The 14,631-nt window shown below is 72.9% G+C and carries 10 protein-coding genes; 8 read left to right on the forward strand and 2 right to left on the reverse strand.

Annotation, left to right across the window (positions count from 1 at the left end):
- Window positions 1–13: 13 nt before the first annotated feature.
- Genes cofD through ACZ8ZB_RS13755 form a run of 3 tightly spaced genes read left to right on the forward strand, consistent with a single transcriptional unit; the run spans window position 14 to window position 3,326 of the window.
- Window positions 14–973, forward strand: a complete 960-nt coding sequence (gene cofD / locus ACZ8ZB_RS13745) for a 2-phospho-L-lactate transferase (protein WP_470738000.1) — start codon at window positions 14–16, stop codon at window positions 971–973.
- On the forward strand, window positions 970–2,271 hold the full coding sequence (locus ACZ8ZB_RS13750; RefSeq protein ID WP_470738001.1) for a coenzyme F420-0:L-glutamate ligase: 1,302 nt from the start codon (window positions 970–972) through the stop codon (window positions 2,269–2,271). The genes cofD and ACZ8ZB_RS13750 overlap by 4 nt, the downstream gene beginning before the upstream one ends.
- A 53-nt stretch (window positions 2,272–2,324) precedes the next feature.
- On the forward strand, window positions 2,325–3,326 hold the full coding sequence (locus ACZ8ZB_RS13755; RefSeq protein ID WP_470738002.1) for a DNA-3-methyladenine glycosylase family protein: 1,002 nt from the start codon (window positions 2,325–2,327) through the stop codon (window positions 3,324–3,326).
- Window positions 3,327–3,711: 385 nt separating this feature from the next.
- Here the strand turns inward: ACZ8ZB_RS13755 and manB are convergent, their stop codons facing one another.
- A complete protein-coding gene (gene manB, locus ACZ8ZB_RS13760) occupies window positions 3,712–4,794 on the reverse strand; it encodes a mannose-1-phosphate guanylyltransferase (RefSeq protein WP_470738003.1) in 1,083 nt (360 codons plus the stop codon).
- Between the two features lie 96 nt (window positions 4,795–4,890).
- The gene (locus ACZ8ZB_RS13765; protein ID WP_470738004.1) at window positions 4,891–6,309 is read right to left on the reverse strand and encodes a peptidoglycan recognition protein family protein; all 1,419 of its coding nucleotides are present in this window, start codon (window positions 6,307–6,309) and stop codon (window positions 4,891–4,893) included.
- A 129-nt stretch (window positions 6,310–6,438) separates the two neighbouring features.
- On the opposite strand from ACZ8ZB_RS13765, the gene ACZ8ZB_RS13770 reads away from it, so the two are divergent.
- From ACZ8ZB_RS13770 to ACZ8ZB_RS13790, 5 genes are all read left to right on the forward strand, one after another.
- Complete coding sequence (locus tag ACZ8ZB_RS13770; protein ID WP_470738005.1) at window positions 6,439–7,200, forward strand: TIGR03089 family protein; 762 nt, start codon at window positions 6,439–6,441, stop codon at window positions 7,198–7,200.
- Between the two features lie 218 nt (window positions 7,201–7,418).
- Entirely contained in the window at window positions 7,419–8,612 is a 1,194-nt protein-coding gene (locus ACZ8ZB_RS13775; protein ID WP_470738006.1) for an LCP family protein, read from the forward strand.
- Between the two features lie 271 nt (window positions 8,613–8,883).
- Window positions 8,884–10,626, forward strand: a complete 1,743-nt coding sequence (locus tag ACZ8ZB_RS13780) for an LCP family protein (protein WP_470741475.1) — start codon at window positions 8,884–8,886, stop codon at window positions 10,624–10,626.
- A 577-nt stretch (window positions 10,627–11,203) separates the two neighbouring features.
- A complete protein-coding gene (locus tag ACZ8ZB_RS13785) occupies window positions 11,204–12,925 on the forward strand; it encodes an LCP family protein (protein WP_470738007.1) in 1,722 nt (573 codons plus the stop codon).
- Window positions 12,926–13,028: 103 nt separating this feature from the next.
- Entirely contained in the window at window positions 13,029–14,624 is a 1,596-nt protein-coding gene (locus ACZ8ZB_RS13790) for an LCP family protein (protein WP_470738008.1), read from the forward strand.
- Window positions 14,625–14,631 lie beyond the last annotated feature (7 nt).

Here is a 14,631-nt window from a genome sequence, read left to right on the forward strand (position 1 = left end):
CGAGGATGGACCCATGCGCATTGTGGTTCTGGCAGGCGGCATCGGCGGTGCCCGTTTCCTGCGCGGTCTGAAGCGGGCCGTGCCGGACGCGGACATCACGGTCATCGGCAACACCGGGGACGACATCCACCTCTTCGGGCTGAAGGTCTGCCCGGACCTCGACACGGTGATGTACACGCTCGGCGGCGGTATCGACGAGGAACAGGGCTGGGGGCGGACCGACGAGACCTTCCACCTCAAGGAGGAGCTCGCGGCGTACGGCGTCGGCCCGGAGTGGTTCGGGCTCGGTGACCGGGACTTCGCCACGCACATCGTGCGGACGCAGATGCTCGGCGCCGGTTTTCCGCTCAGCGCGGTGACGGAGGCGCTCTGCGACCGCTGGAAGCCCGGCGTGCGCCTCATCCCGATGACCGACGACCGCGTGGAGACCCATGTGGCGGTCGAGCTGGACGGCGAGCGCAAGGCGATCCACTTCCAGGAGTACTGGGTGCGGCTGCGGGCCTCGGTGCCGGCCGAGGCGGTCGTGCCGGTCGGTGCGGAGCAGGCGAAGCCGGCGCCGGGCGTCCTGGAGGCGATCGCCGGGGCCGACGTGATCCTCTTCCCTCCGTCCAATCCCGTGGTCTCCGTCGGCACCATCCTCGCCGTCCCCGGCATCCGGGAGGCGATCGCCGACGCGGGCGTGCCGGTGATCGGCCTGTCGCCGATCGTCGGGGACGCGCCGGTGCGCGGCATGGCCGACAAGGTGCTGGCGGCCGTCGGCGTGGAGTCCACGGCTCCGGCGGTGGCCGAGCACTACGGCTCGGGCCTGCTGGACGGCTGGCTGGTCGACACGGTCGACGCGGGCTGCGTGGAGCGCGTCGAGGCGGCCGGGATCCGCTGCCGGGCCGTACCGCTGATGATGACCGACGTCGACGCGGCCGCGCGGATGGCACGGGAGGCGCTGACGCTGGCGGAGGAGGTCCGGGCGGTATGAGCGGCACGGGCTACCGGGTCTGGCCCGTGGCGGGCCTGCCCGAGATCCGCGAGGGCGACGACCTGGCCAAGCTGATCGCGGCCGCCGCCCCGGACCTGTCCGACGGCGACGTCCTCCTCGTCACCTCGAAGATCGTCTCCAAGGCGGAGGGCCGGATCGTCGAGGCGGCGGACCGGGAGGCCGCGATCGACGCGGAGACGGTGCGCGTGGTGGCCCGGCGCGGCGCGCTGCGCATCGTGGAGAACCGGCAGGGCCTGGTCATGGCCGCGGCCGGGGTCGACGCCTCCAACACTCCCGCCGGTACGGTCCTGCTGCTGCCCGAGGATCCGGACGCCTCCGCGCGGACGATCCGTCAGGGCCTGCGCGAGGCGCTCGGCGTCGAGGTCGGCGTGATCGTCACCGACACCTTCGGCCGGCCCTGGCGCGCGGGACTGACCGATGTCGCGATCGGCGCGGCGGGCGTCCGGGTGCTGGACGACCTGCGCGGCGGCACCGACGCGCACGGCAATCCGCTCGGCGCCACGGTCGTCGCCACGGCCGACGAACTCGCCGCGGCGGGCGACCTGGTCAAGGGCAAGGCGTCCGGCCTTCCGGTGGCCGTGGTCCGCGGACTGCCGCACGTGGTGGCGGCCGACGACGGCGAGGGCGCGCGGGCGATGGTCCGCGGCGCGCGCGACGACATGTTCCGCCTCGGCACGTCCGAGGCGGTACGCCGGGCGGTGACCCAGCGCCGTACGGTGCGGGCCTTCACGGACGAGCCGGTCGACCCCGGAGCCGTACGCCGCGCGGTGGCCGCGGCGGTCACGGCGCCGGCCCCCCACCACACCACGCCGTGGCGGTTCGTGCTGCTGGAGTCACCCGGGTCCCGCACCCGTCTCCTGGACGCCATGCGCGAGGCCTGGATCGCCGACCTGCGCCGCGACGGCAAGACCGAGGAGTCGATCGCCAAGCGCGTCCGCCGCGGCGACGTCCTGCGCAATGCGCCGTACCTGGCCGTCCCCTGCCTGGTCATGGACGGCTCGCACACCTACGGGGACGCGCGGCGGGACGGCGCGGAGCGGGAGATGTTCGTGGTCGCCACGGGCGCCGGCGTGCAGAACTTCCTGGTCGCGCTGGCCGGGGAGCGGCTGGGCTCGGCGTGGGTGTCGTCGACCATGTTCTGCCGCGAGGTGGTCCGCGAGGTCCTGGACCTGCCCGCGGACTGGGACCCGATGGGCGCGGTGGCGATCGGCCACCCGGCGCAGGACCCGCGTCCGCGGCCGGAGCGGGACGCGGGCGGTTTCATCGAGGTGCGGTGAGCGTGCGCCTACCCTCATAGGGCCCCGCTCCACCTCCACCCCTGGGATCTCTCGTGGCAGGACGTTTCGCACCCCGCCCGGCACGTACGGATGTACGCGGCGGGCAGGTCGCCGTGTCCGCCGGGGTCCCCCGCCGGGCGCCGGTCCCCGCCCGCGTGCGGACGTGGGCGCCAAAGGGGCCCCTGGACCTCGGGCTGGTCCTCGGGCCGCTGCGACGGGGGCCCGGGGACCCGACCTTCCGGGCGCTGCCGGACGGTTCCGTGTGGCGGGCCAGCCTGACTCCGGCGGGACCGGGGACGCTGCGGGTGACGGCGCGTCCGGACGGGATCCGGGGCGAGGCGTGGGGGCCGGGCGCCGACTGGCTCCTGGACAGGCTGCCGGAGATGCTCGGCGCCGCCGACGATCCGTCCGCCTTCGTGCCCCGGCACAGGCTGCTGGCGCTGACCCGGCACCGGCGTCCGGGACTGCGGCTGACACGGACCGGGCTGGTGCTGGAGTCGCTGATCCCGTCGATCCTGGAGCAGAAGGTCACGACGGGTGAGGCGTACCGGGCCTGGCGGCTGCTGGTACGGAAGTACGGGGAGCCGGCGCCCGGGCCCGCGCCGGAGCGGATGTCGGTGATGCCTGCGCCCCGGACGTGGGCGCTGATTCCCTCCTGGGAGTGGCATCGGGCCGGGGTCGACGACAAACGGGCGTCGACGGTTCTGCGGGCGGTGCGGGTCGCCGCGCGGCTGGAGGAGGCGGTGGGGATGCCTCCCGCCGAAGCGCAGGCGCGGTTGGAGCTGGTGCCGGGGATCGGGCCGTGGACGTCGGCGGAGACGGTGCAGCGGAGTCATGGGGCGGTGGACGCGGTGACCGTGGGGGACCTGCATCTGCCGGGGATCGTGGGATGGGCTCTGGCGGGGGACCGGTATGCGGACGACGCGGTGATGCTGTCGCTGCTGGAGCCGTACGCGGGGCAGCGGCACCGGGCCGCGCGGTTGGTCCTGCTGAGCGGGAAGGTGCCGGAGCGGCGGGCGCCGCGGATGCCGTACGGGGACATCGGGCGGCTGTGAGGTCCGGCGGCACCGGTGTTCGCGGGTGCGCGGCGTCGGTGCGGGCCGGGGGTGGCTTCACCGCCCGGCGCCTTGCGGGGTGCCCGGCGTCGGTGCGGGCCGGGGGGCTCGGCCCGGCGCCTGCGGGGTGCCGCCGCATCCTCCCTCCTCCATCGCCCTGGGGGTGCCTCCCAGGCCCTCGAGGCACTGGGAGGCACGACTGCCCGCGGCCGGCGCGAGGACGACGGCAGGTGGTCGTGTACGGCAGGGAGGGGGTGGGGGCGGCCGCCCGCAGTGGCCGGCGCGTCCGCGCCCCGCGCCCCGCGCCCCGCGCCCCTTCCAGCGGACGTGATCCGCGCCGGTCCGAGGACGGACGCCCCGGCGCAGGCGCCGCCGGACCGGGCGGTCACCGGTCCGAGGAGAACCGGAGGGCGCCTGCCGGAATGGTCGCGTCGCACCAGACGCGGGCGCCCTCGCGGAGTTCGTTGCGGGGGCCGACGACCGCGCCGTCGCCTATGACCGTGCCGGTGAGGACCGTGTGTTCGCCCACCCGTGCCCGCGTACCGATCAGCGAGTCGGTGATGACCGCGCCCGGCTCGATCACCGCCCCCGGCAGGATCGTGCTGCCGAAGACGCGCGCGCCCTCCGCCACGAACGCGCCCTCGCCCACCACGGTCCCGCCCGCCAGCTTCGCGTCCGGCGCCACGGTCGCCGTGGGGAGCACCAGCCGGTCCCCGCAGCGCCCGGGCACCGCCGGCGACGGAGCACGGCCCAGCACCAGGTCCGCCGAGCCCCGCACGAAGGCCGCCGGGGTCCCCAGGTCCAGCCAGTACGTGGAGTCGACCATCCCCTGCAGATGCGCCCCCGCCGCCAGCAGCCCCGGGAACGTCTCCCGCTCCACCGACACCACCCGTCCCGCCGGGATCGTGTCGATCACCGACCGGCGGAAGACGTACGCCCCCGCGTTGATCTGGTCGGTGACGATCTCCTCCGGCGTCTGCGGCTTCTCCAGGAAGGCGAGCACCCTCCCCGTGTCGTCCGTCGGCACCAGCCCGTAGGCCCGCGGGTCCGTCACCTTCGTCAGGTGCAGCGAGACGTCCGCGCCGGTCGTCTCGTGGGTGCGCACCAGCGCCCGGATGTCCAGCCCCGTCAGGATGTCCCCGTTGAAGATCAGCACCGGCTCGTCCGGCCCCGAGTGCAGCCGGGACGCGACGTTCCGGATGGCGCCGCCCGTACCGAGTGGTTCCTCCTCCGTCACGTACTCGATGTGCAGCCCGAGGGCCGCCCCGTCGCCGAAGTACGGCTCGAAGACCTCGGCCAGGTAGGACGTGGCCAGGACGATGTGCTCGACGCCCGCCGCCCTCGCTCTCGCCAGCTGGTGCGTGAGGAAGGGCACCCCGGCCGCCGGGACCATGGGCTTGGGCGTGTGGACCGTGAGCGGCCGCAGCCGCGTGCCCTTGCCGCCGACCAGGAGGATCGCTTCTGTCACCTGTCGTCTCTGCTTCCTGCCGGGACCGGCCGAACTGTCTTTCGGCCGGCCAGTGTATGCAGACCGTCTCCAGCAGGAAGGAGCGCCCGGCCCGCCTCAGCGGCCCTGGTGACGAGCCGCCGTGGAACGCACGGTGCCGAGCTTCTTGTACAGCTTCCCCCCTGGGCACGAGGTGTTGAACCCGTCCCGGTGACCGGAGATCACGTTCAGTCGCACCTTCTTACCTTTTCGGTAGAGATTGCCACCGGCGGACTTCAGATATGTCTTGGCGCGCGGATTCATCCCGTGCAGTCCGAGTTTCCACGCGGCGAGCCGGGCGACGGCCTTCACGGCGGAGGAGGACGGCTTCTTGGAGCCGTAGGAACCGATCACCGCGATCCCCGTGGTGTCGGTGTTGAACCCGAGGGTGTGCGCCCCCTTGACCGGCTTCGCCACTCCCCCGGCCCGGCCCTCGTAGATCCTGCCGCACTTGTCGACGAGGAAGTTGTAGCCGATGTCCCGCCAGCCCAGGCTCCGCACGTGATAGCGGTAGAACCCGCGGACGAGCGAAGAGGCCTGCGCGCACGTGTAGGTGTTGCCGGAGGCGGTGTGGTGCACGAAGGCCGCCTTGACCTTGCCGGTGTACACGAACCGCTTCCCCCGCAGGCTCTCGTCGGCCCCCCAGCCGCGCCGGGTGACGATGGCGGGGCGCGGCCCGACGTACGGCTCGGCCCGCTGCCGCCCGGTCAGTTCGGCCCCGCGCAGGGTGAGGTACTCCTGCCGGGTCTGTTCGTCGTCCAGTGCGGGGATCTCCAGGGCGCCGAGGGGCGCGAGTGCGGAGTTGGCCTCGGAGGCGGCGGTCGCCTCGGCGCTCATGGCGCCGGTGCTCGGGCCGTCCGGGGTCTCCTCCCCCGGGTCGACGAGTTCGAGCCGCAGCCCGGAGGGCACCCCCGGGCCGGCGCCGTCCTCGGGTTCGCCGGCCCCCGGCTCGTCGAGCCCGAACGCACCGCCCCCGGCCCCCTCCTCGCCCTCGTGCTCACCCTCGCCGGGCTCCGGCAGAACCCGGATCTCCACCCCGTCCGACTCCCCCACCCACAACGGCGCCGTGGCGCCGCGGACCCCGTCCGCGGCGCCCTCCGCGCTGCCCGGGCCGGCCCCGTGGTCGGCGTGGTGCGTCTCGACGTCCCGCCAGCCGGACCAGGCTCCGGTGTCCGCCGCCCGGGTGCGGACCTGGACGCGGCCGTGGAGTTCGGTGGCGGGGTCGTCCCAGACGACGCCGAGGAGGGAGAAGGGACGTACGGCCCGCGGGGCCAGGCCGAGGACGGCGGCGCCGGAGGCGCGGTCACGGGCGAGGGGTCTCAGGGGCAGCGACTGGGTGCTGCCGGGAACGTCGGGCCGGGCCGTCACCGCTGTGCGCGTGGCCGCTCCCGCCCTCGGCACGGGTTCCGCGTCCGCCGCGGTGGCGGGCGGGCCGAGCGGGAGGGCGAGGGTGGCGGCGCAGGTGACGCCGATTGAGGAAGCAAGAATTCCACGCATGCTCCTGAGCTTGGACATGGTCAGACAAATCTGTCCATCGGGAAGTTGACGGCCTGTCGGGACCCGTTCCCCCGAACCGGTGCCCCCGGCAGGCGGTGCGCGCGGACGGGTCCGCGTACGCTTGCGCGGGTGAACGCCACCGATCGCACCCCTGCCGACCTGCTGGGTTCCGCGCTCGCCGCGGACCCGGGACGCCCCCTGGTGACCTTCTACGACGACGCCACGGGCGAACGCGTCGAACTGTCCGTGGCCACCTTCGCCAATTGGGTGGCCAAGACCGCCAACCTCCTCCAGGACGAACTGTCCGTGGAACCCGGCGACCGGGTGGCCCTGCTGCTGCCCGCGCACTGGCAGACGGCGGTCTGGCTGCTGGCGTGCGCGTCGGTGGGCGCGGTCGCGGACGTGGCCGGGGACCCGGCGGCGGCCGACGTGGCCGTGAGCGGTCCGGAGCCGGAGTCGCTGGAGGCCGCGCGGGCCTGCTCGGGGGCCAGGATCGCGCTGGCGCTCAGGCCGCTCGGCGGGCGCTTCCCGCAACCGCCGGAGGGCTTCGCCGACTACGCCGTCGAGGTACCGGGGCAGGGCGACCGCTTCGTGCCGTACGCGCCGGTCGACCCCGAGGAGCCGGCGCTGATCGTGGCGGGCCGGGAGTTCACCGGGGCGGAGGTGGTCGAGCGGGCCCGGGCAGAGGCGCCGGAGATCGGTCTGACCGGACCGGGCTCGCGGATCCTGTCGGGACGGCCGTACGACACGTGGGAGGGCCTGAACACGGGCCTGTACGGGCCGTTGGCGGCCGGCGGCTCCGTGGTGCTGTGCCGGAACCTGGACCGCCTCGGGGGCGACGCCCTGGACAAGCGGGTGGAGAGCGAACGGGTGACGGTCATCGCCCGGTGAGGGCGTCGCCGCCCGCCGGGCCGTGAGAGGCGCCGCCCTCCGCCCCGGCCGACGCGCTCCCCACCACCCCGCCGGGACCGTCCCCCCACGACACCCCCGTCCGCCCCGCTCCCTCCCCCGTCCGGCGCACCACCACCCGCCCCGGACCGCCGTCCCGGGTCATCGTCGTACGCAACGGCACCACCACACGCCGTACGCAGTGAGGGGTGGACCCGGTCATGAGCGACACCGCAGGCGCGTCCTCCGCGCGGCCGGAGGTCGGCCGCGCCCTCGGCCCGGGGACGGGGTCCTCGGCGAGCGGGCGGGGGCGGGCCCGGCGGCGACGGCGGCGCTGGGCGTGCGGCACCGGGCTCGCCGTCGCCGTCGCGCTGCTCGCGGCCGGGGGCGCCGGGTGGGCGGTGTACCGGAAGCTGGAGGGGAACATCACCCCGGACGAGGCGGCGGCGGCCGAACTCGGGCGGTTCGAGAAGGAACGGCCCACGGCGCTCGTCGAGGACGCCAGGAACATCCTGCTGATCGGCTCGGACTCGCGCTCCGGGGACGAGAACGCCCGCCACGGGCGGGACGCGGGGACCGGGCGTTCGGACACCGTGATCCTGCTGCACCTGTCGGCGGGCCGGCACAGCGCCACCGCGGTGTCCGTCCCCCGGGACCTGATGGTGGTCGTGCCCGGCTGCCGCCGCCCCGACGGATCGCGTTCCGAACCGGTGTTCACGTTGTTCAACTCGGCTTTCGCGGTGGGCGGTTCGGCCTGCACCATCCGAACGGTGGAGAAACTCACGGACATCCGCGTCGACCACCACGTCGTCGTCGACTTCGGCGGCTTCAAGGACATGGTCGACGCGGTGGGCGGGGTCGAGCTGTGCCTGCGCGAGCCCGTCGACGACGAGGACGCCGGACTGAGACTGCCGGCGGGCCGGGTGACGCTGAACGGGGAGCAGGCGCTCGGTTACGTCCGCGCCCGCAAGACCCTCGGCGACGGCAGCGACACCGGCCGCATGGAGCGGCAGCAGCGCTTCCTCGGCGCGCTCGCCCACGAGGTGGGCGGCAATGACGTGCTGCTGAATCCGGTGAAGCTGTACCCCGTGCTGGACGCGGCCACCTCGTCGCTCACCACCGACCCGGCGCTGGCGAGCCTGCGGGGCCTGTACGAACTCGCGCGCGGACTGCGCGAGATCCCCACGGAACGGGTGCGCTTCCTGACCGTCCCGCGGGAACCGCACACCGGGGACCCCGATCGTGACCAGCTCGCACAGCCCGCGGCGGAGGAGCTGTTCGCCCGGCTGCGCACGGACCGGCCCGTGGTGGTCGCGCCGACCGCGCGCGATTCCGCTCCGGACGGCGGTCCCGGCGGCGCCTCTCCGGCGCCCACGTTCTCCGGCAACTCCGCCGCCGAGGACCTCTGCGGGTGAGGCGGGATCCGGGGCCGGCACAGGTCCGGCACCGGACCGGCCCGGAACGATGGCCCCTTGGTTCGGGAAACGCACGCATTGCCCGCTGTAAGGAATCTGAGAATGCGCGTCCGCCGTCGCCCCGCGGCGAACCGGGCGGTTAATGTGACGGTCCGGTGCGCCTGCGCCCGAGAGGCCCCGCCACGCGGTGGAGCGCGCGCCGGGAAGACCGAGACCGGGCGTCCGGAGGGGAGGGCGCACCGCGTGGCCCCGACGGAGGATGCGGACAGGCGTGAACGCGCAAGGACGTGAGCGGACGGAGAACGTCGACCCCGCGGACCAGTGGGTGCTGAATCCGCGTACCGGCGAATACGAACTGCGACTGTCCCCCTCCGCACCGCGGCCGACCGTCCCGGGGCCGCGCGGACCCGCCCCCGGGGACACCGTGGACACCGCGGACGGCGTGAAAGGCCGTCGTACGGCCGCGCCCGGCCGTGAGGTCCCGCCCCAGCGGCGGCGCCGCACGGCACCCGAGGAACCGGCGCCCGGGCGGCGCGGACGCCGCCCGGCGAAGAAGGCACGGAAGAAGTCCCGCGGCAAGAAGGTCCTGCTGTGGACCGGCGGCGCCATGGCGTTCGTCGTGCTCGCCACCGGCGTCGGCGGCTACCTCTACCTGGAGCACCTCAACGACAACATCCAGTCCCTCCCGGACGACGGCGCCGGCACCGGTGGCTTCCAGAAGGACAAGGCCATCAACATCCTGCTGATCGGCACCGACAAGCGCACCGGTGAGGGCAACGAGGGCTACGGCGACGCGGGCAGTGCCGGCCACGCGGACACCACGATCCTGCTGCACGTCGCCAAGGACCGCTCCAACGCCACCGCGCTCAGCATCCCCCGCGACCTGATCGTCGACGTCCCCGACTGCCCGACCACGCAGGAGGACGGAACGGAGAAGGTCATCCCCGGCTCCACCGGCGTCCGCTTCAACACGAGCCTCGGCCAGGACGGCCGTACGCCCAGCTGCACCATGCGGACCGTCACCGAGCTGACCGGCATCACCCCCGACAACTTCATGGTGGCCGACTTCAACGCGGTCAAGACGCTGACCACGGCCGTCGACGGGGTCGAGGTGTGCCTGGCGAAGGACATCGACGACCCGGACTCGCACCTGAAGCTGCCGGCGGGCACCCACACCATCCAGGGCGAGCAGGCGCTGGCCTTCGTGCGCACCCGGCACTCGGTGGGCTTCGGCGGCGATCTGAGCCGCATCGAGATCCAGCAGCAGTTCCTCAGCGCGCTGATGCGCAAGCTGAAGTCCAACGACACCCTCACCAGCCCGTCCAAGATGCTGAAGCTCGCCGAGGCGGGCACCGAGGCGCTGACCGTCGACTCCCGGCTGGACAGCATCGGCAAGCTGAAGGACCTCGGTCTGGAACTGGGCAAGCTCAACACCGAGAACCTGACCTTCACCACGGTGCCGGTGGAGGACAACCCGGCCGAGCAGGTCAAGGCGACGGTCGTCCTCAAGGAGACCCCCGCCCAGCGGGTCTTCGACATGATCAAGAACGACGTCTCCTTCACCGAGGTCAAGAAGAAGGAGAAGAAGGAGGCCGCCGCGGTCGCCGCCCGTCTGAAGGGCGCCAAGTCCGACCCCGGCGAGGTCCGCGTCCGCATCCTCAACGGCGGCGCCCCCTCCGGCAGCGCCCAGGACGAACTCAACTACCTCCAGAACGAGGCCGGCGTCACCAAGTCCGAGAACGCCGGCAACGCCCCCCAGGCCCTGAAGAAGACCACCCTCGAATACGCCCCCGACCAGGCCGACCAGGCCCGCCGCCTCGCCGACATCCTCGGCCTGTCCGGCTCCGCCATGAAACCCGGCGAAAGCGTCGACAACGCCCAGGGCCTGCCCACCATGACCCTCACCCTCGGCAAGGACTTCAAGGGCGCCGGGATCAAAATCGACGCCACCTCCGGACAGACCCCGCAGGGGGTCCGGAAGTCCACGGCGGACAAGGTCAAGTGCGCCGAGTGATCCGACGGGCCCGTCACCCGTCCTGCGCAGCGGCCCTGTTGCGGCCCGGGGCGACCGGTCCGGGGGAGCGGGAGCACGGCCGGATACGGTCCGGCCCGCCGGGGCGGCGCTTTTGAGGGGACGGTCCCGGCACGGGCGACGAGCCGGCCGGGGACGCCCTGCGGGCCGCCGAGGCGCCGGGCGTTCCGGCGGGCGCGACGCGGAAGCCGACGGACGTGTCCGGCGTCACGGTCGACGCCGGAGCAGACCGGCGCCCGGGAGCGCCGTATCCCCGGCGGAAGAAGCCGCAGGCCGGTGACCTGCCCGACAGCGGCGACGCCCGGAACGGATCGGGGACGGGCACGCACATGGACGTGTACAAGCCTTACCGATGGTAGGAATTCGGCACAAACGAGAGATCGCACCGGGGGCGGGAACGTCGGATACGTCACCTGTACCGTTCGACTCTCAACTTGGCAGATAGTGTGAGCACCCCCGTGCCCGCCATGAGGTCCGCTCTGGCGCAGTGCACGTGCCGACTTTTACCGTGCGCCTTCGGAGCAGGCGCCGCGTGGCCCTGACGGAGGATGGGAAGACCGTGGACGCGCAAGGACGTGGGCGGGCAGACGACGTGGATCCCGCGGACCAGTGGGTGTTGAATCCGCGTACCGGCGAATACGAGATGCGGCTGTCACCCTCCGCACCGCAGTCGTCCGTCCCGGGCCCGCGCAGGTCCTCCCCCGGTGACACCGCGGACGGCGCGAGAGGCCGTCGTACGGCCGCGCCCGGCCGTGAGGTCCCGCCCCAGCGGCGGCGCCGCACGGCGCCCGAGGAACCGGCGCCCGGGCGGCGCGGACGCCGCCCGGCGAAGAAGAAGTCCCGCGGCAAGAAGGTCCTGATGTGGACCGGCGGCACCATGGCGTTCGTCGTCCTCGCCACCGGCGTCGGCGGCTACCTGTACCTCAAGCACCTCGAGGGCAACGTCACGACGACGGACGTGGGCGACGCGGGCAGCAGCAGCTTCAAGAAGGACGAGGCCTTCAACATCCTCATCGTCGGCACCGACAAGCGCACCGGTGAGGGCAACGAGGGCTACGGCGACGCGGGCAGTGCCGGCCACGCGGACACCACGATCCTGCTGCACGTCGCCGAGGACCGCTCCAACGCCACCGCGCTCAGCATCCCCCGCGACATGATCGTCGACATCCCCGACTGCCCGACGACCCTGGAGGACGGGACGGAGAAGGTCGTTCCGGGACAGCGGGGCGTGCGCTTCAACCGCAGCCTCGGCGAGAGCGGCCGGGACGCCGGCTGCACCATGCGCACGGTGAAGGAGGCGACCGGCATCCAGCCCCACCACTTCATGATGGCCGACTTCAACGCGGTCAAGACGCTGACCACGGCCGTCGGCGGCGTGAAGGTCTGTGTGGAGCACGCCGTCGACGATCCGAAGTCCCATCTGAAGCTGCCCGCGGGCGAGTCCGAGATCGAGGGCGAGCAGGCGCTGGCCTTCCTCCGCACCCGGCATTCCTTCGGCAACGAGGGCGACCTGGACCGCATCAAGGTCCAGCAGCAGTTCCTGGGCTCCCTCATGCGGCAGATGTCCTCCAGCGACACCCTCACCAGCCCCACCAAGCTGATCAATCTGGCCGAGGCCGCGACCGAGGCGCTCACCGTGGACAGCGCCATCGGCAAGGTGGGAACGCTCAAGGACATCGCCCTGGAGCTGAAGAAGGTGCCGACGAAGAACATCACGTTCCTGACGGTGCCGGTGGTCGACAACCCGGCCGAGCAGGTCAAGGCGACGGTCGTCCCCGACCAGGCGAAGGCGCCCCGGGTCTTCGAGATGATCGCGAACGACGTCTCCTTCACCGAGGTCAAGAAGAAGGAGAAGAAGGAGGCCGCCGCGGTCGCCGCCCGTCTGAAGGGCGCCAAGTCCGACCCCGGCGAGGTCCGCGTCCGCATCCTCAACGGCGGCGCCCCCTCCGGCAGCGCCCAGGACGAACTCAACTACCTCCAGAACGAGGCCGGCGTCACCAAGTCCGAGAACGCCGGCAACGCCCCCCAGGCCCTGAAGAAGACCACCCTCGAATACGCCCCCGACCAGGCCGACCAGGCCCGCCGCCTCGCCGACATCCTCGGCCTGTCCGGCTCCGCCATGAAACCCGGCGAAAGCGTCGACAACGCCCAGGGCCTGCCCACCATGACCCTCACCCTCGGCAAGGACTTCAAGGGCGCCGGGGTCAAACTCGACGCCGCGTCGATCGAGACGCCCGAGGTGGAGAAGTCCACGGCCGACAAAGTTCAGTGCGCCAGTTGAGTCCGTAGCGCAACCTCACGGGCCCGTCGCATGTCTCCAGGACGTACGACGGGCCCGTGCCGTGGGCGCCGAGGGGCGTTGAGTCCTGGGGAGGACTTGCAAGTTGACGCAGGACAGTGTGCAGGAGGCCGTGCCGGCCGCCGAGGACGAGGCCGTCGCGGAGGAGGGGAGCGGCGAGGGCCGCGACGGCGGGCGCAGGGCGCCGCGCAAGCACCGGGTGCTCCGGTGGTCGGCGCTGGTGCTGGCGGTGCTGATAGCGGGCACGGCCGGCGCCGGATACCTCTACTACCGGCATCTCAACGCCAACATCGAGCAGCAGGAACTCAACCTCGGTGACACGAGGGTTCCGGAGCCGACACCGAACGCCGCGGGGCAGACCCCGCTGAACATCCTGCTCATCGGCTCCGACGCGCGGGACAGCAAGGAGAACCAGGAACTCGGCGGCGCCCGGGAGACGTTCGGCTCCACACCGCTGGCGGACGTCCAGATGCTGGTGCACCTGTCCGCCGACCGCAGCAACATGTCGGTGGTCAGCATGCCGCGGGACACCCTCGTACAGATCCCGAAGTGCACCGACCCCGACGACGGCACGGTGTACCCGGCGAGCAACGGGCGGGTGATGACCAACCAGAGCCTCGGACACGGCGGTCCGGGCTGCACGGTCGCCACCTGGCAGGAGCTCACCGGCATCCACATCGACCACTTCCTCATGGTCGACTTCGCGGGCGTGGTGGCGATGGCGGACGCCGTCGGCGGCGTACCGGTGTGCGTCGACGCCAACATCCACTCGCGCGACAGCCAGGGCCACGGTTCCGGCCTGAAGCTCGAGAAGGGCACCCACCCGGTCAAGGGCGAGCAGGCCCTGCAGTGGCTGCGCACCCGTTACGGCTTCGAGGACGGCAGCGACCTGGCGCGGGCCAAGGCCCAGCACATGTACATGAACTCGATGGTCCGGGAGCTGCGCGAGAACGCCACCCTGAGCAACCCGAACAAGCTGCGCAGGCTCGCCGAGAAGGCCACCGAGGCGCTCACCGTCGACCCGGGCCTGAACTCGGTCAAGAAGCTCTACGACCTCAGCATCGAGCTGCGGAAGGTGGAGCCGGAGCGCATCACCATGACCACCATGCCGAACCGGTACGTGGGCGCCCGGGTGGAGCCCACGGAGGACGCCGAACAGCTCTTCCGGATGGTGCGCGAGGACATCGCCCTGGACGGCGGGGACACGGAGAAGGAGACCGCCCCGGCGCCGGAGGACCGGGGCCCGGACGCCCCGGCGGCCGAGGACGCCGAGATCGCCGAGATCGCCGTCCTGGTGCAGAACGGCACCCGCACCGACACGCTGGGCCTGGCGAGCGGACAGGCCGGCGACGTGGCGGATCTGCTCGTGGACGAGGGGTTCGCCAAGGCGGTCGCCGATCCGGGCGCGTCCCTGAGCGAGAAGACGACCGTCGTCCGCTACCCCAGCGCGGACCTGGAGGGCGACGCCGAGGCGGTCGCCGAGGCGCTGGGGCTCGAGCCGGGCGCGGTGCGCAGGTCGACCGACGTCTCCGGGGTCACGCTCGTGGTGGGCGCGGACTGGCGCGAGGGCACGACGTACCGGGCCCCGAAGGAGGACGACGAGGTTCCGGAGTCCGCCGAGGCGCTCAACGGCGCGGACGACGAGGCCTGCATGAAGGTGAACCCCGCGTTCACCTGGTGAGAACGGC

This window comes from Streptomyces sp. 12E, assembly GCF_055633275.1.

Coding starts and splice junctions, on each gene's coding strand:
- ACZ8ZB_RS13775 (WP_470738006.1), top strand. CDS start 7,419: ATGAGCGACACCGCAGGCGCGTCCTCCGCGCGGCCGGAGGTCGGCCGC.
- ACZ8ZB_RS13765 (WP_470738004.1), bottom strand. CDS start 6,309: ATGCGTGGAATTCTTGCTTCCTCAATCGGCGTCACCTGCGCCGCCACC.
- ACZ8ZB_RS13750 (WP_470738001.1), top strand. CDS start 970: ATGAGCGGCACGGGCTACCGGGTCTGGCCCGTGGCGGGCCTGCCCGAG.
- cofD (WP_470738000.1), top strand. CDS start 14: ATGCGCATTGTGGTTCTGGCAGGCGGCATCGGCGGTGCCCGTTTCCTG.